This window comes from Bradyrhizobium barranii subsp. barranii, assembly GCF_017565645.3.
In the GTDB taxonomy this organism is placed as follows: domain Bacteria; phylum Pseudomonadota; class Alphaproteobacteria; order Rhizobiales; family Xanthobacteraceae; genus Bradyrhizobium; species Bradyrhizobium barranii.
Genome location: NZ_CP086136.1, coordinates 4,718,919 through 4,739,811 on the forward strand (window position 1 = coordinate 4,718,919; position 20,893 = coordinate 4,739,811).

Here is a 20,893-nt window from a genome sequence, read left to right on the forward strand (position 1 = left end):
CGCACGCTCGTCCGGCAGTCTCCGTCATTGCGAGCGATGCTCGGTGTCATCGCCCGACTTGATCGGGCGATCCAGTATTCCAGAGGCCGCGCCGTGATGCGGAAAAGCCGCGGCGTACTGGATTCCCCGCTTGCGCGGGGAATGACAGCGGTGGATGGGGCGGCACCGTCTGCACACGATAAGCGCGTGGCTGGCAGCAATGCGCGCAAGCGTCACTACACCAAATGGTTCGCCGACCCCTGCACGATCAGCCCCGCGTCATTCACCCGCAGATATTCGCAGATCCGCTTCCCCCGCTCGTTCGCATAAAACACAACCACGCTGTCCGGGCTCACGAACAGGTCGATCAGCGTAAAATGCAGCTCCGGCAGCAGGGCGAGCGCCTTGCCCCAATACGCCCGCAACGCGTCCTTGCCGCACACGGTGCCGCTGGCATCGAACCCCATCGCGGGGATGCGGTCGGAGGTCATCACGGTGTCCTCGGCGTAGAGCGTCAGCACGCGCTCGAGATCGCGCGCGTTCCAGGCCTCGACCCAGGTCCGGCCGAGCGCGGCAAGCGTCGATGGCTGATGGTGCTGTGACATGGCGTTCTCCCTGATTGGCCCCTGTTTGACGCGTGGGCCAAATTAGGTCAATAATACTTACCTATATCCGTTTGTCCATACCCAAAGAAGAATGTGGGCGCGCGCATCGCGCGGTTGCGGGCAGGGGCACGGTCGCGTATTTGCTGGCCATGACAGCAGCACAGAACGACCGCTCCGCGTCGACGCCCTCGGTGGCCTCGGCGCACGACAAGATTCTCATCGTCGACTTCGGCAGCCAGGTGACGCAGCTGATCGCGCGCCGCGTGCGCGAGGACGGCGTCTATTGCGAGATCGTCCCGTTCAACAAGGCCGAAGAAGCCTTCAAGGAGATGAAGCCGAAAGCGGTGATCCTCTCCGGCGGCCCCGAGTCGGTGCATGAAGCCGGCTCGCCCCGCGCCCCGCAATTGATCTTCGCCTCCGGCGTGCCGGTGCTCGGCATCTGCTACGGCCAGATGACCATGGCGGAGCAGCTCGGCGGCACCGTCGAGGGCGGCCATCACCGCGAGTTCGGCCGCGCCGATGTCGAGGTCAAGGCGCCCAGCAAGCTGTTCGAGGACGTGTGGTCGCCCGGCGGCAAGAATCAGGTCTGGATGAGCCATGGCGATCGCATCACAAAAATGCCGCCGGGCTTCTCGGTCGCCGGCACCTCGCCGAACGCGCCGTTCGCGATCATCCAGGACGAGACGCGCAAGTACTACGGCCTGATGTTCCACCCTGAAGTGGTGCACACGCCCGATGGCGCAAAACTGATCCGCAATTTCGTGCGCAAGATCGCCGGCCTCTCCGGCGACTGGACCATGCGCGCCTTCCGCGAGGAAGAGATCGCGAAGATCCGCGCCCAGGTCGGCAAGGGCAAGGTGCTCTGCGGCCTCTCCGGCGGCGTCGATTCCGCGGTCGCGGCCGTCTTGATTCACGAAGCCATCGGCGACCAGCTCACCTGCGTGTTCGTCGACCACGGCATGCTGCGCCTCGACGAAGCCAAGACCGTGGTCGATCTGTTCCGCCACCACTACAACATCCCGCTCGTGCACGTGGATGCCTCGAAGCAATTCCTCGGCGAGCTCGAAGGCGTCACCGACCCCGAGACCAAGCGCAAGACCATCGGCCGCCTCTTCATCGAGGTGTTCGAGGCGGAGGCCAAGAAGATCGGCGGCGCCGACTTCCTGGCGCAAGGCACGCTCTACCCCGATGTGATCGAGAGCGTCTCCTTCACCGGCGGCCCTTCTGTGACGATCAAGTCGCACCACAATGTCGGCGGTCTGCCCGAGCGCATGAACATGAAGCTCGTCGAGCCCCTGCGCGAGCTGTTCAAGGACGAGGTGCGCAAGCTCGGCCGCGAGCTCGGCCTGCCCGAAATCTTCGTCGGCCGCCACCCGTTCCCGGGCCCCGGCCTCGCCATCCGCTGCCCCGGCGACATCACTAGGGACAAGCTCGACATCCTGCGCAAGGCCGATGCCGTCTACATCGACCAGATCCGCAAGCACGGCCTCTACGACGACATCTGGCAGGCTTTCGCCGTGCTGCTCCCCGTGAAGACGGTCGGCGTCATGGGCGACGGCCGCACCTACGACTACGTCGTGGGCCTCCGCGCCGTCACCTCCACCGACGGCATGACCGCGGACTTCTACCAGTTCGACATGAAGTTTCTCGGCGAGACCGCCACGCGCATCATCAACGAGGTGAAGGGCGTGAACCGGGTGGTGTACGACGTGACGAGCAAGCCGCCTGGGACGATTGAGTGGGAATGATTTAGGCCCATCCGGGCGTATCCGAAAATACGCCAGCCTGCGATATAAGCCATTGAAATTATAAATAAAGTTGTCTTACTGCTGTCGCTACCTATCGGCACGCAAGGTTTGGCTCTGCCAGACCGCCTGACGGTCCTCCGGTATCTTGCTCAGCCGAATCTTTGAAAGTACCGTCATGAGAGAATGGCTCGTGGCGGTACTTTTTTTGACTTAACGGATTGAATTCGTTTGAAATTCTCCGTTGCGAGCCTCCGAAAAAGCGCTGACGGTACTTTGCGGGAGACGGCAGGAATGCTGACAGACGTTGCTCTTAAGGCTCTGAAACCACGAGAAAAAATCTACAAAGTTGCTGACCGCGACGGCCTGTATGTCCGCGTCATGCCCAGTGGAGCGATTTCGTTTCGGCTGGATTACAGGCTCAACGGACGTCGGGAGACGGTCTATCTGGGTAAGTATGGACGCGATGGAATCTCGCTCGCACGGGCCCGAGAGAAGTGCCTCGACGCGAGGCGCGCTGTCCGCGAAGGACGGTCGCCCGCGATAGAGAAGCAGCGCGAGAAGCGCCGTCTGAAGGAGGCGAAGAGCTTTGGAGAGTTCGGGGAGAAGTGGCTCACCTCTGCGCCGATGGCCGATAGCACGCGCGCCATGCGGCGTTCTATCTTTGAGAGAGAGCTTCTGCCGGTTTGGCGCAATCGTCTCCTAACGGAGATCACGCCGGACGACCTAAGAACCCATTGCGGCAAGATCGTCGACCGCGGCGCTCCGGCGACCGCAATCCATGTGCGAGACATTCTGAAGCAGATCTATGGCTTTGCAATTCTGCACGGTGAGAGGGTTAGCAATCCAGCCGACGAAGTGGGACCAGCATCGATCGCGACCTTCGTTCCGAAAGATCGTTCACTCTCGCCTTCCGAAATTCGAGTGATGCTGAAACAGCTCGAGCACATTGCCACGCTTCCTACGATCCGTTTGGGAATGCGACTCTACCTGCTCACGATGGTGCGGAAGAGCGAACTGCAGGACGCAGTCTGGGACGAAGTCGATTTTGAGAATTCGGTCTGGACGATCCCGAAGGAGCGAATGAAGCGCTCGAAGGCGCATAACGTCTACCTGTCGCGCCAGACGCTCGACATCATGATCGCCCTGAAGACCTGCGCCGGCAATTCGCGATATCTTCTTCCGTCGCGTTACGACGCAGATGCTCCAATGTCTCGCGCCACCTTCAACCGAGTGACGTATGCAGTCGTCGAACGGGCGAAGGCGGAAGGGTTGCCACTGGAGCCGTTCACGGTTCATGACCTGCGGCGGACCGGCTCAACTCTGCTGAATGAACTCGGCTTCAACAGAGACTGGATTGAAAAGTGCCTGGCGCACGAGGACGGCCGTTCGTCTCGAGGAGTCTATAACAAGGCCGAGTATGAGGTGCAACGTCGACACATGATGCAGGAGTGGTCAGACATCTTGGACGCGTGGGTTGTTGGCAAAAAGCATGTGCCGACGCTCATACCGCCGTCGATGTCGGTCTTGGAACCCGATCCGGCACTTTGACAGGACGGGCGCGCCTTTGCTTCACGTTGGGGCCAGGCGCACGTAGAATTGGTTTGGAGCGGCGGGCCGTGAGCCATGCCTGAACCTCGCTGAGATCCCAAACCACGCATCGTGGGGTCAAAGCGAAGCGTCTCGGAAATTCTCCCCGCTGCTCCATTTCGTAGATGGTGCTGTCGGCTAGCGGGACGATCTCGCGCAGTTCCTTCCTGCGGATCGTCCGTTTCATGGCAATATTTTTGTGTTGGACCATCGTTTCATCTCCTCTTCGGTTCGATACAGGGCAGAATGAAATCGATGGTTGCCAAAGGGGAGATACGAAGGAAGGGCAGGGTATTAAAGGCGGCCATGGCGCACGTACGGGACGGTTGCCCCTCGTTTAATTGTGCCAGATGCGATGGCGTTTTTCATACAGCCTAGGCCGAGATGGCTTGACGGCGATATCTTCATTCTACCCCGATAGCGACCGTAGAAACGGCTATCAGGGTCCCCAGCGCAGCCGAGTGGGGGACGGCTAGGGCAGCCCTGGTCGTGCGCAAATCCTGTGCACGCAGGTTCTACTTTTCTTTCCTTTTCGTTCTCGCGACGTTGCGCCCCATCATCTTTCGCTCGCGCACTATTTCACGCCTCTGCATCTCGGCCACTTCCGCAAGAACCGCTTGTCAGAAATGAGTTGGTTGCCGGTGCGCGGCTCTTCCTCGCGCGTGCGAGCGTATTTAAACTTGTGGTCTGGAGAGTAGACCTGCCGGTCTGCTCCATCGGGCATTGTGCTGTTGCAGACTGCCACGGTCTCTTCGCTGGCATCCTCCACCGTGTTGCCGACGTTGAACGCGCCGACAACGGCGAGGGTGGGAGAGACAGGGAAATAGATGTCCGTGCCCGTCATTGCGAGGCCGGGCGCTAGCGGGCCATCTCGCATCGCGGGATCTTCCCACATGAGGTAAAATGGCCGGTCTGATGTGATGAAGCCGCCTGAGCCCTCGGGTGCGCGCAGCAGATGCCAGCCGCGCTTGTGCAAGAGCGGTATGGTGTGGTCGAGCATTTGAAATTCGAGACTGATGAGCGCGTTGTTATCGAGTTCAATCTTGAAGTCGCCTTCGTCGAATGCCTCTCGCATTTCCTCATAGGTGATATCGTAGTTGTCGGGCAGCGCGCCGTCTGCCTTGGCCTCCGCGACACTGGCGTCGTACGTTGCCTTGCTTTGGAGGCGGGCGGCGATATGCATGCGCCCTAGGCCGTCAGCGATGCCCTTGATGTTCTTGCGCATGTCGGGGTTTCTGAGCGCCGCAAGCCCTATGAGCGTGAGCAGGTAGGCCTTGTCGTCCTCGTTCTCAAGATTGTGCGCCTCATTGATTCCCCGTGGGTCGGTCAAAATCCCCCGGGTATGGTCACTTGAAACTCCCCCACCTGATGATCGCCGTCAGCGCCGCTGAACAGCAGTAGCCGGTCAGGCAGGACGTTTATGTTCGACCCCTTTAGCCAGCAAGGGGCCGGGGAGTTGAACGTCTTGAAGCGACATCTGCAAAGCACCGTACTTACATTACTTGATCGCAACACCAGCCAGCGCGAGATTCACCGGCTGACGGGTGTCGATCGCAAGACGATCCGGCGTTATCAGGCGCTGCGGGCCGGTGCGGAGGCAAATTCCCCCGGGGAAGTGACCACCGGCTCGGTGAGCGCGGACGGCCAAATTCCTCCACCCCGACCACCGGCTTTTGGGACATCGGAAGCGACGGTCACCAGCAGCCTGGCCCGTTCGGCTTGCGAAGCGCATCGGACGTGGATCGAAGAACAGGTCCGGCTGAAGCGGAACGCGCAGGCGATTTACCAGGACCTGGTTGATCAATTTGGCTTTCCGTCCAGCTACCAGAGTGTCAAGCGGTTGTGCGCCGGTTGCGGCACGCTGATCCTGAGCAGTTTGATCGTCTTGAGTTCCTCCCCGGCGAGGAAGCTCAGGTCGACTATGGCGAGGGCGCGCCGACGGTTGATCCGAAGAGCGGGCGGTACCGTCGTCCCCGCCTGTTCGTGATGACGCTACGCTACTCGCGGCGCAGCTTCCGGCGGGTAGTCTGGAAGTCCAGCCAACAAGTCTGGGCGCAGCTCCACGAAGAGGCGTTCCGGTATTTTGGCGGGGTCCCCAGCTATGTCGTGCTCGACAACCTGAAGGAAGGCGTCCTCAAGCCGGATTTGTACGAGCCCCAGCTCAACCCGATTTACAGCGCGATGCTGGCTCATTACGCCGTGGTCGCCGATCCCGCGCGCGTGGCCGATCCAAATCGGAAAGGATGCGTCGAGAATGCGATTCAACATACCCAGGGCACTGCGCTGGCCGGACGGCGCTTCGAGACGCTGGAGGCGCAAAACGAGTTCTTGAGGCACTGGGAGGAGAACTGGGCTTCCAAACGCATCCACGGCAGCACGCGCCGTCAGGTCGAGGCGATGTTCCAGGAAGAGAAGCCGCACCTGCGGCCGCTGCCTGTCGCTCCCTTCCGCATCTTCACCGAAGTCGTCCGGACTGTCTGCGACGACACCACCGTACGCGTCGACAACAGCTATTACGCCGCGCGGCCCGCGCCGATCGGCAGCCAGGTCGTCGTGCGCATCTACACCACCACGATCGAGATCCGTGATCGCCACACCCGTGCGCTGCTGCGTGTTCATTCCCGGATGGCGCACCCCGGTTCTGTCGTCCTGCCGACCAGCGAACGGCCGTTCAACCCGTCGCGGCAAACCGCCGTGCTGCTGGCGAGCGCCGAGCGCATCGGACCGCAGACCAGGGCCTTGTGCCAGCAGGTGTTCGACACCGAAGGGCGCCCCGGACAGCGCGCGATGTGGGGCATTGTCGGGCTGGGCCGGAAGTATCCGGCGCGGCTGGTCGAGCAGGCCTGCGCGCACGCCATCGACAACCGCATCTACCGCTACAAGCACGTGCGTGCGACCGTCGAGCGGTTGTTCGAACAGGCGATCGAGCAGGTTGGAGTGACGCCACAGCCGGCATCGCCGCTCACCCAGGATCATCCGCTGATCCGTACCCCCGCGGAATACGGCGACCTCTTCAGCCGCGCTGTGCGGCGCGACGCCGACGACAATGGTCGGCAGGCCGAGGCTCACGACGATCACGCCACGGCAATCCGCGCTCGTGTCGCCTGCGCAACCCCGGCCAACTCCGGCGCCACGAGCGCTCCCGCTGCACCTTCTCACCTTAAACTGGAGACCTAGCCACATGATGACCATGCCGGAAATTGAGCGTTGCCTACGACAGCTGCGCCTGTCGGGTGTCCGCGACACGCTGCAGACGCGCGTGCTCCAGGCGCAGGGCGCCAACCAGCCCTTCCTCGAGACCTTCTCCCTTATCCTGCAGGATGAACTGGACCGTCGTCAGTCCCGTCTTATCGAGCGGCGATACCAGCAATCCGGGCTCGACGAAAAGCTGACGCTCGCCGAGTTCGACTGGTCCTTCAATCCCAAACTGCCACGTCAGACCTGCTTCCAGCTCCACACCCTGGCGTTCATTGCCGCTGGCGAGAACGCTCTGCTTGTTGGCAAACCTGGCACCGGGAAGTCGCACATCGCCAAGGCGATTGCCTATCAGGCGATCCTGCAAAGCCACAAGGTCCAGTATCTTGAGACCGACGACTTCTTCCACCGCTACGCCCTGAACTCTCCGGCACAACGCGAGGTCCGGCTGCGAACCATCATCGACTGCGATCTCCTCGTGCTGGACGATCTATTCCTCGCACGCGCCATCCCCGACGACGCCGGCACTTTGCTGCAGACCCTGATCCATCAGCGTTACAAACTGCGCCGCAGCGTCATCGTCACCTCCAATCGCGTCGTGCAGGATTGGGGGGCATACCTTGGGGACAACACTATGAGCACGACGATCCTCGATCGCCTTATGCATCATTGCCATCTGCTTGAGTTCGACGGACGCAGCTATCGGCTCAAAGAAGCCGCTGAAGCTCTTGCCCGGGAAACAAACTCAAACTAACAGTCCCTTGTCCTGCCTCGCGGGTGGAGGAATTTGACTGACCACACCCGGAGGAATTTGAAGTGACCCGCGGGGGATTCGGACGAGCGCTTCGGCGAGACCGCTCTCGAATTCAGACATTGCGCTTTCAAGCGCGTTGGGGTCCATGCCGTCGAGGTGAATTCGGTTGAAGTAGTTTTGGCAGGCCACGTCTTTGACGTTGTTCTTGAATGAGCGCTGCTCCTCCCGATCGAATACCGAGACCTGAAAGGCCTTGCCCTTCGTGTTGGCGAATTGGCGCAGATAGCACTGCGGCACATAGTGATGTTTTACGGGCCTATTTCGACTTTTCCCCACCTCTGCGCTCCAATCAGACTCTTTCGCACTCAATCGTGCAACGCATCATACCTGGTTCTTTTATGTCGCGGTCGCCGCGACCCAGACAATCTCACCGATCGTTGCGAATACGAGCGCGCCACTTGCCGCTCCGGTCGCCATTAAATAATCGCGCAGTTGTCCAGCGTACATGCTTCGAACAGCGGGAGTAGGATCGATGTCGGATTTCCAATCGACCGCCAATTCGACCAGACCGTCTCGGATCGCGAGCGCGTCTGCCCGACCTGCGAGGATGTGTTTCGGCATGGAATAAGGACCCCGTATTCGGGGTAATCGGCATCCAATCGGGACCCCGGGACAAGGGTCCACAGTGGCTTCCATCAAGTCATGGAAGCCGAGGTTGGGATGCTGGTGGTGGAGACGATTGCGAAGATCCGTCGCGCTTATTTTGTTCATGGTCAGCCGATCAAGGCGATCTGCCGGGAGCTTGGCGTATCGCGCAAGGTGGTCCGCAAGGTCATCCGCTCGGAGGCGACGGAGTTCCGGTACGAGCGAGAGACGCAGCCGCTTCCGAAGATGGGCCCGTGGAGTGCCGAGCTTGACCGGTTGCTGGCGGCGAACGAGAGCAAGACGACGCGCGAACGGCTGACGCTGATTCGCTTGTTCGAAGAGCTTCGCGGCCTCGGATATGCCGGCGGCTACGACGCGGTTCGTCGCTATGCGCGGCGGTGGAGCCGAGAGCGTGGCGCCTCGACGACCTCAGCTTATGTGCCGTTGAGCTTTGCGCCCGGCGAAGCCTACCAGTTTGATTGGAGCCACGAAGTCGTCCTGTTGAGCGGAACCACGGTGGTCGTGAAGGCGGCGCATGTCCGGCTTTGCCACAGTCGGATGCTGTTTGTTCGGGCCTATCCGCGCGAGACGCAGGAGATGGTGTTTGACGCCCACGACCGGGCGTTCGCACTGTTCAAGGGGACTTGCCGGCGCGGCATCTACGACAACATGAAGACGGCGGTGGAGACGATCTTTGTCGGCAAAGGCCGCCTCTACAATCAGCGCTTCCTGCAGATGTGTAGCCATTATCTGGTCGATCCGGTTGCCTGCACGCCAGCGTCGGGCTGGGAGAAGGGACAGGTCGAGAACCAGGTCGGGTTGGTCCGCGAACGCTTTTTCACCCCGCGACTGCGCTTCAAGACATTGGACGAGCTGAACGCCTGGTTGCTCGATAAATGTATCGCCTACGCCAAGGCGCATCGGCATCCAGAGTTCGCCGACCGGACTGTCTGGGAGATCTTCGAGGCCGAGCGACCCAATCTCGTGCCTTATGCAGGTCGGTTCGATGGCTTCCATGCCGTCCCGGCCTCGGTCTCCAAGACCTGCCTGGTGCGCTTCGACAACAACAAGTACTCGGTTGCGGCAAGCGCGGTCGGGCGGCCCATTGAGGTCCAGGCTTATGCGGACCGCATCGTGATCCGCCAGGACGGCCGGGTCGTTGCCGAACATCCGCGATCATTCGGTCGCGGCGAGACGGTCTACGACCCTTGGCACTATGTGCCCGTGCTTGTGCGCAAGCCCGGTGCCTTGCGTAATGGCGCTCCCTTCAAGGACTGGGTGCTGCCCGCAGCGATTGAGCGTGTACGGCGCAAACTCGCCGGTGCCGACGATGGCAATCGACAGATGGTCGATATCCTCAATGCGGTGCTGACAGACGGATTGCCCGCGGTGGAAGCCGCCTGCGCCGAGGCGGTCGCTCATGGCGTTCATTCCGCCGATGTCGTGCTCAACATCCTGGCTCGTCAACGTGAACCTGCCCCACCGGCCAACATCATGACGCCGGCCGCCTTGACGCTTCGCCATGCGCCGATCGCCGATTGTGCCCGCTACGACAACCTCCGGAGGACAAACTGATGGAACGAACCCAAATCTTCGATCTCATGGGCGAGCTTAAGCTCTACGGCATGAAGGCCGCCTTCGACGAGATCATGGCGACCGCCGTCAAACGCCAGCACGAACCCCAGCGCATCGTCGGCGATCTGCTCTCCGCCGAGATCAACGAGAAGCAGGCCCGCTCGATCAAATACCAGCTCACCATCGCCAAGTTGCCGCTTGCAAAGGACATCGCAGACTTCCAGTTCGACGCCACGCCGATCAACCAGACGCTTGTCAATGATCTCGCCGGCGGCGGCTTCATCGCCCAGCAACGCAACGTCGTCCTGGTCGGTGGAACGGGCACCGGCAAGACCCATCTGGCCATCGCTATCGCGCGAAGCTGCATCCGATCCGGCGCCCGTGGCCGCTTCTATAACGTGGTCGACCTCGTCAACCGCCTCGAGACCGAGACCCGCAACGGGCGACAGGGCCGGCTTGCCGAGCACCTAACCCGCATGGACTTCATTGTCCTGGACGAGCTCGGATATTTGCCCTTTGCCCAGTCCGGCGGTCAGCTTCTCTTCCACCTCGTCAGCCGGCTTTATGAGCGCGCCTCCGTCCTCGTCACCACCAATCTGGCATTCGGCGAGTGGCCGAGCGTGTTCGGCGATGCCAAGATGACGACCGCGCTGCTCGACCGGCTGACTCATCACTGCGACATCGTCGAGACCGGTAACGACAGCTGGCGCTTTAAAAGCCGCGACGACGATCAAACAACCCGCGCTCGCGCCGTCTCCGCAACCCCGGCCAGCTCCGACGCCGCGAGCGCTACCATCAAGACTCGCCGATCAAAGGGGTCCCCTTTGGACGCCGATCGGGGGTCCCAGTCCAACGCCGATTGACAGATCGTGCACGAAGGTGGTCGGCGGATGCTTCATCGCCGCGAGGTCAACGTCGCTCGGCGTCTTGCAGCGTGCGCACTGGATCTCCAGCCAAGGGAAGCCGCCATTCACCGCTTGATCGATCGTCGGGGACGGATCAATCGGTTCTCCGTCTGACCACATGCGTTCGTTCCAGCTTTCGCATAGCAGCTTGTCGGCCTGCTGGATGAGCGCCTCCCCCTTCGCGCGCGTTTCCGCCGATCGGGTAGCCAGGATGTTGGCCATGGCCCGCGCCTTGCCGAGCTCTTTCGCCAGAGCCTTTCGGTCGCCGCCCGACAGGGGCGTAGGGTGATACTTCGGGGCCATCCGGACATCCAGGCGCTAAAAGATCGGATTGGCGATCCAGAGCGGGCTACGGCGTCTCGAACGCCGGCCAGCACCCGTCTTCTTCATGCCTGCCGGTGCGCTGCTGGCAGGTGTTGTCGAGCAGCCGCTGCGCGACGTCCTTCCAGACCGCGTTGCCGCCATACAATCGGACTGCATCGGCAGTCTGGATTTCCACAGTTCGCTCGCAGCGGCGGCAGGTGATGCGCAGGACGTGGCGCTGCATTTCCGAAAGGCGTCGCTGCCGCATCTGGGCCTCGGTCGCCTCGGCGCGTGGGTCTTTGAGAACAGATTCCCAGTATTCGGCCGGGAGCGGCGCATCTGGAGCGGCAGCGGGGAGCGCCGGCCTCCGGGCGGCTTCAGCGGCCAGTTTCTCCATCTGATTCGGGGTCGGCATGCGCCAGCTCGCGGGTCGGTCGGTCATTCCGAATTAGAACATAAAGTGAACAAAAGTCGAGTCCGACCAAGTGGCCTCTGAGAAAAAATCATCCCGTTGGGCAGGCCGCGATGTCGGAACCAAGGCCGGCAGATCGTCTTGAATCCGGCATCAGTATCGGAGTTTTCCTCGCCATGGCCCCCCGCGCTAACTGGAAAGGCTTCCTGCGCCTTTCGCTCGTCACCTGTCCGGTCGCGCTGTATCCGGCCACCTCCGATTCCGAAAAGGTCTCGTTCAACCAGCTCAACCGGAAGACAGGCCACCGGATCAAATACGCCAAGGTCGATGCCGACACCGGCGAGGAGGTTGCCAATGAGGACATCGTCAAGGGCTACAAGGTCGACACCGACACCTTCATTGAGGTGACGAAGGAGGAGCTCGAGAACGTTGCGCTGGAATCGACGCGAACCATCGAGATCGACGAGTTCGTCGACCGCAGCGAGATCGATCCGCGATATCTGATCCGTCCTTACTACCTGGTGCCGGACGGAAAGGTCGGCCACGACGCCTTCGCCGTCGTCCGCGAAACCATCCGTGAGATGAACAAGGTCGCCATCGGACGGGTGGTGCTGACCAACCGTGAGCACATCATCGCCCTCGAGCCCATGGACAAGGGCCTGATGGGGACGCTGCTGCGCTATCCTTACGAAGTGCGTTCCGCGGACGAATATTTCGACGATATTCAGGACGTCAAAGTCACCAAGGACATGCTCGATCTCGCCAGGCACATCGTCAATCAGAAGGCGGGCCACTTCGAGCCGGACAAGTTCGAAGACCAGTACGAAACCGCCCTCATCGATCTCATCAACCAGAAGCGCGCCGGCAAACCCATCACGGCGAAAGCGCGTCCCCGCGGCGAGAACGTGGTTGATCTGATGGACGCACTGCGCAAGAGCATTGGCGCCGAAAAGGCGGCAGCGACAGAGGTGCCGAAGAAGCCAGCCAAGAAGGCGCGCAAAGCGTCGGCCGGGCAGAAGGAAATGCTGATGCCGATTGCCGGTAAGAAACCGGCCAAGGAGGCCGTGGCAAGGAAGCCGGCGGCCAAACCGCAGCGGAAGTCGGCTTAAGGTATCCTTGTGGTGGGCTCACGGGAAGCTTGCTCCGACATGCCGGATGCGTCGAGATATTTCCCGGACCGGCCGCTCTGTTCGCCCGCTTTGGAATTCTCTGCTCCCGAGCTAGACAGCACGGCTGATCGCATGGCAGCAGTTAGGAGGTCGGTGCGGGGAAGCGTCTCATGGCGAGAAAACTGAAGACCTACCAGACTTCGCTGGGCTTCTTCGATCTGGCGATCGCCGCTCCGTCCATGAAAGCGGCTCTGGAAGCGTGGGGCGCCGACAGCAATCTCTTCCATCAGGGCGCGGCGAAGGAGAGCCACGATCCGGACGTCATCGCCGCAACCATGGCAAAGCCCGGCGTTGTTCTCAGGCGCCCGGTTGGCACCGACCGACCTTTCAGCGAACATGCCGAGCTGCCCACCGATCTTGCCGGCGGCGGACCAACGAAAGCCGCCCGTAAGTCGAAAGGGCCAAAGCCGAAGAAACCTTCCTCTCGCCCCGTCGACAAGGCTGCCGAACGAAAGGCCGCTCTCGCTTTCGAAAAGGAGCAGAAGCGGCGGCAGCTTGAACAGGCGAAGGAAGAGACTGCCAGGCAGAAGGATCGTGAACGCCGTCAGCAGGCGGTCGACAAGGCGCAGGCTGCGCTGGACAAGGCTGAGCAAGAGCACGCGAAGCGGGCCGCCGTCATCGAGGCCGAGGTCGAGGCTCTCGAGAAGAGATCGCAAGTCGAAAAAGCCCGCTGGGATAAGGAGAAGGAACGATTGGAAGCGACGCTGCGGCGCGCGCGGGGTTAGCTTCCGTCATGCTCGGCGCCGGGCCTTCTAATCAGGAGGGCATTCTGGGCAGGTATCACCGATCGAGTTCAGCACGTCGCGAACCTCGGCCGCCGCTGCATCAGGGGAGACGCCTGCGGGCGGGTCTAGGCGGGCGATATCGAAGGCCCGCTCCATTGCATGCGGATCGGCGCGGTCCTGCATCCAGCCGTGCTCCTCGCACTCGCGGATGGCGCCAGCTTCCTGGAGCACGTCAATCGCCCATCCGCGCATCGTCCGTATCGCCGGTCTTCGTTCACTTGTCATCAGCATAGGAATAGCTCCTGATACGGCGAATCGTTTTGTCCGTCATTCGTTCCGGCTGCTAACACATGGCTGGGATTCGCAATGGCAGGAACTCAGGGTTTGGAGTGCTACCGCCCGCGAAGCCGTGAGGAAAACCAAAGCCCCCAGCGCTTCATTTCCGTTTGTGCGCGTCCGGCAGATGCCGGACCGGGCTCTCGTGAACCGAGCCGCGTAGCGTCTCGGCCGTGCGGCTTCGATCCCTCGCGCAGAATAATGTGTCGCTCGCCGGAGGCACTCGCTCGCGGGCCCCGCCGTCATTGCATGACGGCGTCGCTATCACTGTCCCGCGTTCGGGTGCCTTCTTAACCGGTCTCGCGACTGCACTCGGTCCCGGGTCCCGCCGCTACGCGTCGGCGCTATGCTGACCCTCCTGCGGGTGCCTTTTTCTCTGCCGGGCACGGCCTGCACGAGCCAACATGCCCCTCTTCTAGATCTAAGGGGCTCCGCCCCTCGCGCGCGCCAGGGTGAAGCGCCGGCCGATGCCGGCGCCGACCCGAGCGGTCTCCCCGGTCTTCCGCGCTTTCTCAGATTCTCAACACCGGAAATCCTGGCACGCGCTTGTGCAGACCCGCTCTTCGAGCGGCCCTCTCCGGGCGGGCGATCCCTGTTCCAATCAAAATGCTCCTCACGGGGCTATCGTTGGCCTACGGGCTGATTCGTTGGGAGCCACCTGGCGATCCTGCGCCGTGAGCGCCCAGAGGGGACGAGTGCCCCGACGGATGAGCTGCGTTCGACGCCCCGTGGGGAGTTGCGCCTTTGAGCGCCAGAACAGGGCCGGCGAAGATCGCAGCTGCCCGACTGCGAAGGAGGGAAGGGAATGAATGAAGACATAGCTGCCTACGTGGGTGTCGATTGGGCATCGGCGACACACTACGCTTACGCTTTGGATGCCCAAGGAGCAAAACTCGGCCATCGTTCGTTCCAACATAGCGGTGACGGGTTGGCTGAACTGGCAGACTGGATTCAGCGCACGACGGGTGCCGAGCCAGGCCGGATCGCGATTGGCATCGAGGTCCCGCACGGGCCCGTCGTCGAGAGCCTGATGGATTCGGGTTTCCTGGTTCATGCGCTAAATCCAAAGCAGCTTGATCGATTTCGAGATCGCTTCACCATGGCAGGCGCCAAGGATGATCGGCTCGACGCTTTCGTGCTCGCTGATGCTCTGCGGACCGATAGCCGTTTCTATCGATTCCTGGAGCCAGTGCATCCGACGATCATTCAGCTACGTGAGTGGTCGCGCATGATGGAGGACTTGTCCGCCGAACGCAATCGCCTGGCCAACCGCTTTCGTCATCAGCTCTGGCGCTATTTCCCGCAAATGCTCGAGCTCGCGGAAGACTGGTCGCAGCAGTGGATTTTGGATCTTTGGGATCTGATCCCCACACCGGCAAGGGCGCGGGCCGTGAGGATGTCGACGATCGCAAGGCGCCTTAAGGAGAGCAGGGTAAAGAGGTGGACTGCGGACACCTTGCTCAATCATCTCCGCAGCACACCGATATCTGTTGCATCCGGTGTCACGGAAGCCTGCGTGGCGCATTGCGAGCTCATTCTAGGCCGTCTGCGGCTGGTTATGCAGCAGATGAAGCTCGCCATGAAGGAACTCGAGCGCCTGTGTTCGGCGGTGGCCGAACTTCCATCAGCGACCGGCATCGCGCCTCACGCCGATCCCAAGATCTTGCGGTCGATGCCTGGAATCGGAACGATCGTCCTCGCGGCACTTCTGTCCGAAGGACACGATGCGATCGTTCGTCGAGACGCTCAGGCGCTTCGGGGATTATCGGGCGTCGTGCCCGTCACGAGACGCAGCGGTAAGCAAATTGTCGTGGTCATGAGGCAGTCTTGTCCGCACCGTCTGAGGACCGCTGTCTATCATTGGGCACGCGTTGCGGTGCTGCATGACTTCCAAACACGCAATCGATATGCCGCCTTACGCAAGCGTGGACATTCCCATGCCCGCGCGCTCCGATCAATCGGCAGCAGGTTGATTGGCGTTGCTTGTGCCATGCTCAGGACCGGCGAACTCTTCGACAACGGCCGACCGCCGCAGTCCGCGGCGGCCTGATCCTGCCGTCGGCGAGACGCGAAGCTTCCAAATTGCGTAGCGTCGCGACGACGACAGGCCCGGATGTAACCAGTCGTTCTTCACATCAGCGAGCGATGGCACTTATGAGTGTTGTCGCCGTGCCGGCGTTGTTTTGCGCGTCGCTGCGCTCGCGCGGCGAAGGCTTAGGGCTCCGCCCTCAGCGCGCTGCGGAGTGCTTTCCGCCCAGCTTCGGTCGCTTCTCACTGACGCGATCGGCGACAGATATCCACGCTCCCTGCAGCCGGTTCCCCGCGAAGGCACTCGCTCCGCTTGCACACCCGCTGCTCGCCGCGAGGCAGGGCTTCGAGCGCGATGTTGCGCTCTTCACCCTGCCCAAAAGGTGAGAACGGGAAGCTGCAAATGTTTGGCCGAACTTGCGAGAAAATGGCTCTTGCAAAAGGTGGGGAGTCCCCTGCGGTCCTGCCGCCCTTGCCCTTGCTACCCCAGGTCTCGCCGACGGGCAGGGTTGCAGCGCAGCGCTGCGCTTCAACCTCAGCCCATTGGAGAAACGACCATGAACATGATGACTTTATCGCAAGGCCAACAGTCGGCTTCCGGCGCCTTTCGTGTGGATGTATCGCGTGGCCAACGAATTGGCCGTGTGTCGTCGGAATGGTTCTCGCGACCGGATGACGAACGTTATTTGAACCTGCCTGACCTCTATGACGCCGTACGCGGTCGCGCCGAGCGCGCGCAGGCGCGGACGGTGGAAAGCCGGGCCATCCGGGTAGAGGCCAACAGCACCAATTCCGAGCGACTGGCCTTGACGGTACCCGGACGTGACGAGCCAGTGGCGCCCACCCATTGGAGCTTTGGCCAGTTGTGCACGCTGGTCGGCGCGCCGACCTCCTATCTGCGGCAACTTCCTGCGGCGCTGTCAGGCATCAACCTGCAACATGGTCTGCTCTCGCACCGCGCCGAGCTCGTGAAAACCCTCGAGGCCGATAACGGGAGGGTCGAGCTTCGTGCCGTCACCGGGCCGGACTATGGCCGCATCTGGGATCATGAACTCGTCGCCGCCGTGATGAAGATCGCAGGCAACGGCACAGGCGATACCCGGTGGAAGGTGCCGGGTGTGCTGGATTGGTCAACGATGACCCACAATCCCTTTGTGGACGTGACCAAGGACACAACGACGCTTTACGCCAGTGACCGCGACGTGTTCCTGTTTCTGGTCGACGATACCAACCCGATCGAGGCGGGGCGACTGCCGGACGGATCTCCGGATTTGTATTTTCGGGGATTTTACTGCTGGAACAGCGAGGTCGGCAGCAAGACGCTAGGCATTGCGAGCTTCTACCTCCGGGCCGTCTGCATGAACCGCAATCTTTGGGGCGTCGAGAATTTCGAGGAGATCACGATCCGGCATTCCAAATTTGCGGCGCAACGTTTCGCGCATGAAGCCGCACCGGCACTGATCAGCTTTGCCAATTCCTCGCCCGCGCCATTCGTTGCGGGAATCAAGGCCGCGCGGGAGCGGATCGTTGCGCGGACGGACGAAGACCGGGAGACCTTCCTTCGCAAGAATGGGTTTTCCAAATCCGAGACCGCGAAAATCATCGAAACAGTTCTAGGTGAAGAAGATCGCAAGCCGGAGAGCATCTTTGATTTCGTGCAGGGCATCACCGCCTTTGCCCGCGGCAAGGCTCATCAGGACACACGTCTTGAGCTAGAGGGCAAAGCAAAGCGCTTGATGGAGCGCGCCATCTGAAGACACGGGCAGCGTAACCGGGCGCCGGTTGCGCGGCCTTGCTGCGCCAGGCCTATGCGCCGCCGCCGATCCGGCTTACCGGATCGGCGGCGGTGACGCTGCCCGCGTCCGACGCTCGCCGGGCCTTCGGCCCGGCTCGCGAAAGTCACAGTCTACGATTGTTCAAAATTGGCTTCGCACCCGATCATTTCCGCTTTGCAGGTTTTGATCGCTCGCTTCGTGCCTCTTCGTCTGGCAGGACGAGGTCGACGTGACTGACGCCTAAAGTGCTTGCCAGTTCAAACAGTGTTACAACAGTTGGATTGCGGCGGCCACGCTCCAGGTCACTGACATATTGTTGGGTAAAGCCGGACGCTTCGGCGAATTTTTCCTGCGTGAAGCGCTTCTGCTTCCGCAGTCTTGCGAAATTCCGACCGACCAACTTGCGCATGTCCATCGGCGCAAGTTGCGGCTTTACATACTATGAGGTTTATCTCCTATAATATGTATTCAACTATCGCGTGCTGGCACCGTCAATGGAATGCGGCTAAATTTGGACGCGTTCACCACTCTGGCGGCCAAGCGTCTAGAATTGTTGTAAGTGGATTGGAAGCCATGAAGAAGCCGCCGCTCGATCCCGACATTGCGGACGTTGCCCCCTCGGATCCGAAGCTGACGCCGTATGACGAGCAGCATGTTGTGACGTATATGCGACTTCTGCAGGCAGAGGGTGAGGGCGCTGACTGGAGAGAAGTCGCTCAGCTCGTGCTTAAGATTGACCCGGTGCGTGAGCCGGATCGTGCGCGGAATGCATACCAGAGTCACCTCGCGCGCGCTAAGTGGGCCAGCGAGCAAGGACGTCTCTTGCGTGGTACTAGCTCAAACTAGAAAAGCTTTATCGACCGGAACGTCTATTGAAAATCGTTTCCTTCAGCCGACACGTGGTCATCCGGAAGCACCACGTGGTGCCAAACTAGGGACTTCCTGCAACCCAATCGATTAGAACTATTGCGCCGCAATCCTTGTTAGCTGCGTGCAATGGGGCGAAAGCAATGCCTAAATTCGACTGGCGGTCGTCAGAGTCCTACAAGAGCCTTCAAGATGCCGATGTTATCGATGTCGCCTGGGAGTTCCTTCGTCGAAACCCGGATTACCGACGCGACTATGAAGAGACGATCAAGAACAGCCCGGATGGCGAAGTAACCCCCGAGTTTAGGAGGAGATGGGGCATCTGCTTTCGCCCATGACCCGCAGAGGTCCTTCGACGAACAGACGATCTTCTGGGCGCCGGAGGTTCTGTCGTCCGTCGTCCCGGTCGCAGTGACCGTGTCGCCCGTCAGCAGTGGCGCAGCGTCTCGGCCGGTGCTTGATCTCGCCACTGGCCAGGTCCGCCGCGCTGCTGACGGCTGGCATGCTGTGCTGCGCATCGGTGCGGTGGAACATCGCGTCTGGTTCAAAGCGCCGCTGGAAGTAGGGGCCCACTACGTCGCCGAGTTACCGTTCGACGGCGACTTCGACGAACGCGCGTACGCGGCACGACGGTTATGGCGCGCAATAAAGGGGCGCACGGCAGGCCCTGCGTTTCGCGATCTGTCAAAGCAAAGGCGCGAGCGGTTGAGTGAAGCTATTCGCGCGCTCGATGCACAGAGCGATGGCAGCACATATCGCGCCATCGCAGAAGCGCTGTTCGGCAAGAAACGCATCCCAGATCGAGCCTGGAAAACTCACGATCTGCGCAATCGAACCGTCCGTCTGGTGCAAACCGGCCTCGCACTGGTGCACGGCGGTTATCGCCGACTTCTGCGACCCGGGCGTAGAGACGAATAGCGCCCTCGGCTTGGGGGTATCGAAAATCGCCCCCTCAATCTTCGGCATCCCCATCCGATATCGCGCTTCTCCATGATGACCGCACTCACGCCGGCGCCGCCATCCGCAGCGCGCTGTCACCTTGGAGCTCCCAAATGCCCGATCCGATGGCCGGACTACCCCCGCGCTTCCTGCGTACACCGGAGGCCGCGCGCTATCTTGGCCTTTCCGGTCGCACGCTCGAGAAGCACCGCACGTACGGCACCGGGCCGACGTATCGGAAGATCGGCGGTCGTGTGGTCTATGCACTGGATGATCTGAAAGCTTGGGCCGATCTCGGCGCCAAAACGTCGACGTCCGATCCCGGCAAGGGGACGGTCTTGCCTGCCAAGAAGCATCCGACCCTGCGCCCCTATGCGGGCCAGGAACGTCGCTGATCGGCGCGTGAGGCAGTGACCATGCGGCGCAAACACCATTCCGAGCGCGACCAGCTTGAGCTCTTTCGGGCGCTACCCGGCGATCTAGCGCCCCGCGACGCACAGGATCTGATGGCTTATCCGTTCTTCTCGCTGGCAAAAACAAAGCGCATCGTGCCGATCGATTTCCGTACCGGTGCGATCGCAATTCGTGTCGAAGCCGTGCCGGAACACGGCATGGCAACCATCTGGGATGCAGACGTTCTGATCTGGGCTGCTTCCCAGATCGTCGAAGCTCGTGACGCCGGCTTGAAGACGTCGCGCCTGATGGCTGCAACGCCTTACGAGATTCTGACGTTTGTCGGCCGCGGCACCAGCGCGAGGGACTATGACCGACTGAAGGCGGGTCTCGACAGACTTCAGTCAACGACCGTGCTGACATCGATCCGCCAGCCGGCAGAGCGGCGACGGCATCGCTTCTCCTGGATCAACGAGTGGAAGGAGACGGCCGATGCAAATGGTCGCCCATTTGGCCTCGAGCTGATCCTGCCGGACTGGTTCTACGCGGGCGTAATCGATGACGCGCTCGTGCTGACGATTGATCGCGCTTATTTCGATCTGACGGGCGGGCTTGAGCGCTGGCTTTATCGTCTTGTGCGTAAGCACGGCGGTCGGCAGGACGGCGGTTGGAGTTTTGATCTTGTGCACCTCCATGCCAAGTCCGGCATCCTTTCTCCGCTCAAGCACTTTGCTTACGACGTACGTCAGATCGTTCAGCGCCAGACATTGCCTGGCTATCAGCTCGTGCTCACGCGCGATCCGAACGGCGCCGAGCGACTGAACTTCGCGCCTACGCCTGTTGATCCCTTAACGGCACGTCTGCGCCGGCGCGGTCTCATTCCAAATTCGGAGGACAATCTGTGAATCAGCTCGTGCTATCGAGGACCGCAACCCTCGTGCTATCGGGGACCC

The 20,893-nt window shown here is 61.3% G+C and carries 22 protein-coding genes and 2 pseudogenes; 15 read left to right on the forward strand and 9 right to left on the reverse strand.

What is annotated here, in order from left to right:
• Positions 1–215: 215 nt before the first annotated feature.
• On the reverse strand, positions 216–584 hold the full coding sequence (locus J4G43_RS22285) for a nuclear transport factor 2 family protein (RefSeq protein ID WP_208086316.1): 369 nt from the start codon (positions 582–584) through the stop codon (positions 216–218).
• Between the two features lie 149 nt (positions 585–733).
• On the opposite strand from J4G43_RS22285, the gene guaA reads away from it, so the two are divergent.
• Together guaA and J4G43_RS22295 are read left to right on the forward strand one after the other, a co-directional pair.
• Positions 734–2,332, forward strand: a complete 1,599-nt coding sequence (guaA, locus tag J4G43_RS22290; RefSeq protein WP_028150935.1) for a glutamine-hydrolyzing GMP synthase — start codon at positions 734–736, stop codon at positions 2,330–2,332.
• A 291-nt stretch (positions 2,333–2,623) separates the two neighbouring features.
• Positions 2,624–3,880, forward strand: coding sequence for a tyrosine-type recombinase/integrase (locus tag J4G43_RS22295; RefSeq protein ID WP_208086317.1), 1,257 nt, complete (start codon positions 2,624–2,626; stop codon positions 3,878–3,880).
• Here the strand turns inward: J4G43_RS22295 and J4G43_RS22300 are convergent.
• Positions 3,834–4,130 (reverse strand): helix-turn-helix transcriptional regulator, encoded by a 297-nt coding sequence (locus tag J4G43_RS22300; protein ID WP_208086318.1) that lies wholly within the window; start codon positions 4,128–4,130, stop codon positions 3,834–3,836. The genes J4G43_RS22295 and J4G43_RS22300 overlap by 47 nt on opposite strands.
• 363 nt (positions 4,131–4,493) lie before the next feature.
• Positions 4,494–5,249 (reverse strand): DUF4238 domain-containing protein, encoded by a 756-nt coding sequence (locus tag J4G43_RS22305; protein WP_208086319.1) that lies wholly within the window; start codon positions 5,247–5,249, stop codon positions 4,494–4,496.
• Positions 5,250–5,339: 90 nt separating this feature from the next.
• Here J4G43_RS22305 and istA (J4G43_RS22310) point away from each other — a divergent pair.
• Positions 5,340–7,096 (forward strand): annotated as a pseudogene (gene istA / locus J4G43_RS22310) (IS21-like element IS1631 family transposase).
• Positions 7,097–7,100: 4 nt separating this feature from the next.
• The gene (gene istB / locus J4G43_RS22315; RefSeq protein WP_038952109.1) at positions 7,101–7,868 is read left to right on the forward strand and encodes an IS21-like element IS1631 family helper ATPase IstB; all 768 of its coding nucleotides are present in this window, start codon (positions 7,101–7,103) and stop codon (positions 7,866–7,868) included.
• On the opposite strand, the gene J4G43_RS22320 is transcribed toward istB (J4G43_RS22315), so the two are convergent.
• Both J4G43_RS22320 and J4G43_RS22325 read right to left on the reverse strand, forming a co-directional pair.
• Complete coding sequence (locus J4G43_RS22320; protein WP_208086320.1) at positions 7,860–8,204, reverse strand: DUF4238 domain-containing protein; 345 nt, start codon at positions 8,202–8,204, stop codon at positions 7,860–7,862. The genes istB (J4G43_RS22315) and J4G43_RS22320 overlap by 9 nt on opposite strands.
• 60 nt (positions 8,205–8,264) lie before the next feature.
• Positions 8,265–8,489, reverse strand: a complete 225-nt coding sequence (locus J4G43_RS22325; protein ID WP_208086321.1) for a hypothetical protein — start codon at positions 8,487–8,489, stop codon at positions 8,265–8,267.
• Between the two features lie 99 nt (positions 8,490–8,588).
• Here J4G43_RS22325 and istA (J4G43_RS22330) point away from each other — a divergent pair.
• Together istA (J4G43_RS22330) and istB (J4G43_RS22335) are read left to right on the forward strand one after the other, a co-directional pair.
• A pseudogene (istA, locus tag J4G43_RS22330) lies at positions 8,589–10,128 on the forward strand (IS21 family transposase).
• On the forward strand, positions 10,088–10,951 hold the full coding sequence (gene istB, locus J4G43_RS22335; protein ID WP_208083951.1) for an IS21-like element helper ATPase IstB: 864 nt from the start codon (positions 10,088–10,090) through the stop codon (positions 10,949–10,951). The pseudogene istA (J4G43_RS22330) and the gene istB (J4G43_RS22335) overlap by 41 nt, the downstream one beginning before the upstream one ends.
• On the opposite strand, the gene J4G43_RS22340 is transcribed toward istB (J4G43_RS22335), so the two are convergent.
• Together J4G43_RS22340 and J4G43_RS22345 are read right to left on the reverse strand one after the other, a co-directional pair.
• Positions 10,898–11,296, reverse strand: coding sequence for a hypothetical protein (locus tag J4G43_RS22340; protein ID WP_208086322.1), 399 nt, complete (start codon positions 11,294–11,296; stop codon positions 10,898–10,900). The two genes, istB (J4G43_RS22335) and J4G43_RS22340, sit on opposite strands and share 54 nt — an antisense overlap.
• A 46-nt stretch (positions 11,297–11,342) precedes the next feature.
• Positions 11,343–11,738: a hypothetical protein gene (locus tag J4G43_RS22345; protein ID WP_208086323.1), complete on the reverse strand. Its 396-nt coding sequence runs from the start codon at positions 11,736–11,738 to the stop codon at positions 11,343–11,345.
• Between the two features lie 146 nt (positions 11,739–11,884).
• Between J4G43_RS22345 and ku the strand changes: the two genes are divergently transcribed.
• Together ku and J4G43_RS22355 are read left to right on the forward strand one after the other, a co-directional pair.
• On the forward strand, positions 11,885–12,817 hold the full coding sequence (gene ku / locus J4G43_RS22350; protein WP_208086324.1) for a non-homologous end joining protein Ku: 933 nt from the start codon (positions 11,885–11,887) through the stop codon (positions 12,815–12,817).
• Between the two features lie 170 nt (positions 12,818–12,987).
• Entirely contained in the window at positions 12,988–13,602 is a 615-nt protein-coding gene (locus tag J4G43_RS22355) for a cell envelope biogenesis protein TolA (RefSeq protein ID WP_208086325.1), read from the forward strand.
• Positions 13,603–13,629: 27 nt separating this feature from the next.
• Here the strand turns inward: J4G43_RS22355 and J4G43_RS22360 are convergent, their stop codons facing one another.
• The gene (locus J4G43_RS22360; protein WP_208086326.1) at positions 13,630–13,893 is read right to left on the reverse strand and encodes a hypothetical protein; all 264 of its coding nucleotides are present in this window, start codon (positions 13,891–13,893) and stop codon (positions 13,630–13,632) included.
• An 850-nt stretch (positions 13,894–14,743) separates the two neighbouring features.
• Between J4G43_RS22360 and J4G43_RS22365 the strand changes: the two genes are divergently transcribed.
• Entirely contained in the window at positions 14,744–15,988 is a 1,245-nt protein-coding gene (locus tag J4G43_RS22365; RefSeq protein WP_208086327.1) for an IS110 family RNA-guided transposase, read from the forward strand.
• A gap of 541 nt (positions 15,989–16,529) precedes the next feature.
• Positions 16,530–17,720, forward strand: coding sequence for a DUF932 domain-containing protein (locus J4G43_RS22370; protein ID WP_208089383.1), 1,191 nt, complete (start codon positions 16,530–16,532; stop codon positions 17,718–17,720).
• Between the two features lie 184 nt (positions 17,721–17,904).
• On the opposite strand, the gene J4G43_RS22375 is transcribed toward J4G43_RS22370, so the two are convergent.
• The gene (locus tag J4G43_RS22375) at positions 17,905–18,156 is read right to left on the reverse strand and encodes a helix-turn-helix domain-containing protein (protein WP_208086328.1); all 252 of its coding nucleotides are present in this window, start codon (positions 18,154–18,156) and stop codon (positions 17,905–17,907) included.
• Positions 18,157–18,314: 158 nt separating this feature from the next.
• On the opposite strand from J4G43_RS22375, the gene J4G43_RS22380 reads away from it, so the two are divergent.
• The 5 genes from J4G43_RS22380 to J4G43_RS22400 all read left to right on the forward strand — a co-directional run bounded on the left by J4G43_RS22380 (position 18,315) and on the right by J4G43_RS22400 (position 20,845).
• Positions 18,315–18,587, forward strand: coding sequence for a DUF2285 domain-containing protein (locus J4G43_RS22380; RefSeq protein ID WP_225005026.1), 273 nt, complete (start codon positions 18,315–18,317; stop codon positions 18,585–18,587).
• A gap of 164 nt (positions 18,588–18,751) precedes the next feature.
• Positions 18,752–18,946 (forward strand): transcriptional regulator domain-containing protein, encoded by a 195-nt coding sequence (locus J4G43_RS22385; protein WP_225005028.1) that lies wholly within the window; start codon positions 18,752–18,754, stop codon positions 18,944–18,946.
• Between the two features lie 115 nt (positions 18,947–19,061).
• A complete protein-coding gene (locus J4G43_RS22390; RefSeq protein ID WP_225005031.1) occupies positions 19,062–19,526 on the forward strand; it encodes a DUF2285 domain-containing protein in 465 nt (154 codons plus the stop codon).
• Between the two features lie 134 nt (positions 19,527–19,660).
• Positions 19,661–19,942: a helix-turn-helix transcriptional regulator gene (locus J4G43_RS22395; protein ID WP_050625973.1), complete on the forward strand. Its 282-nt coding sequence runs from the start codon at positions 19,661–19,663 to the stop codon at positions 19,940–19,942.
• A 21-nt stretch (positions 19,943–19,963) separates the two neighbouring features.
• Positions 19,964–20,845 carry a replication initiator protein A gene (locus J4G43_RS22400; protein ID WP_208089385.1) on the forward strand — a complete coding sequence of 294 codons (882 nt, stop codon included), beginning with the start codon at positions 19,964–19,966 and terminating at the stop codon, positions 20,843–20,845.
• Positions 20,846–20,893: the final 48 nt, after the last annotated feature.

Coding starts and splice junctions, on each gene's coding strand:
- J4G43_RS22395 (WP_050625973.1), top strand. CDS start 19,661: ATGCCCGATCCGATGGCCGGACTACCCCCGCGCTTCCTGCGTACACCG.
- J4G43_RS22360 (WP_208086326.1), bottom strand. CDS start 13,893: ATGCTGATGACAAGTGAACGAAGACCGGCGATACGGACGATGCGCGGA.
- J4G43_RS22355 (WP_208086325.1), top strand. CDS start 12,988: ATGGCGAGAAAACTGAAGACCTACCAGACTTCGCTGGGCTTCTTCGAT.
- ku (WP_208086324.1), top strand. CDS start 11,885: ATGGCCCCCCGCGCTAACTGGAAAGGCTTCCTGCGCCTTTCGCTCGTC.
- J4G43_RS22345 (WP_208086323.1), bottom strand. CDS start 11,738: ATGACCGACCGACCCGCGAGCTGGCGCATGCCGACCCCGAATCAGATG.
- istB (WP_038952109.1), top strand. CDS start 7,101: ATGATGACCATGCCGGAAATTGAGCGTTGCCTACGACAGCTGCGCCTG.
- J4G43_RS22325 (WP_208086321.1), bottom strand. CDS start 8,489: ATGCCGAAACACATCCTCGCAGGTCGGGCAGACGCGCTCGCGATCCGA.
- J4G43_RS22375 (WP_208086328.1), bottom strand. CDS start 18,156: ATGGACATGCGCAAGTTGGTCGGTCGGAATTTCGCAAGACTGCGGAAG.
- J4G43_RS22340 (WP_208086322.1), bottom strand. CDS start 11,296: ATGGCCCCGAAGTATCACCCTACGCCCCTGTCGGGCGGCGACCGAAAG.
- istB (WP_208083951.1), top strand. CDS start 10,088: ATGGAACGAACCCAAATCTTCGATCTCATGGGCGAGCTTAAGCTCTAC.
- J4G43_RS22380 (WP_225005026.1), top strand. CDS start 18,315: ATGAAGAAGCCGCCGCTCGATCCCGACATTGCGGACGTTGCCCCCTCG.
- guaA (WP_028150935.1), top strand. CDS start 734: ATGACAGCAGCACAGAACGACCGCTCCGCGTCGACGCCCTCGGTGGCC.
- J4G43_RS22365 (WP_208086327.1), top strand. CDS start 14,744: ATGAATGAAGACATAGCTGCCTACGTGGGTGTCGATTGGGCATCGGCG.
- J4G43_RS22300 (WP_208086318.1), bottom strand. CDS start 4,130: ATGGTCCAACACAAAAATATTGCCATGAAACGGACGATCCGCAGGAAG.
- J4G43_RS22370 (WP_208089383.1), top strand. CDS start 16,530: ATGATGACTTTATCGCAAGGCCAACAGTCGGCTTCCGGCGCCTTTCGT.
- J4G43_RS22295 (WP_208086317.1), top strand. CDS start 2,624: ATGCTGACAGACGTTGCTCTTAAGGCTCTGAAACCACGAGAAAAAATC.
- J4G43_RS22400 (WP_208089385.1), top strand. CDS start 19,964: ATGCGGCGCAAACACCATTCCGAGCGCGACCAGCTTGAGCTCTTTCGG.
- J4G43_RS22285 (WP_208086316.1), bottom strand. CDS start 584: ATGTCACAGCACCATCAGCCATCGACGCTTGCCGCGCTCGGCCGGACC.
- J4G43_RS22385 (WP_225005028.1), top strand. CDS start 18,752: ATGCCTAAATTCGACTGGCGGTCGTCAGAGTCCTACAAGAGCCTTCAA.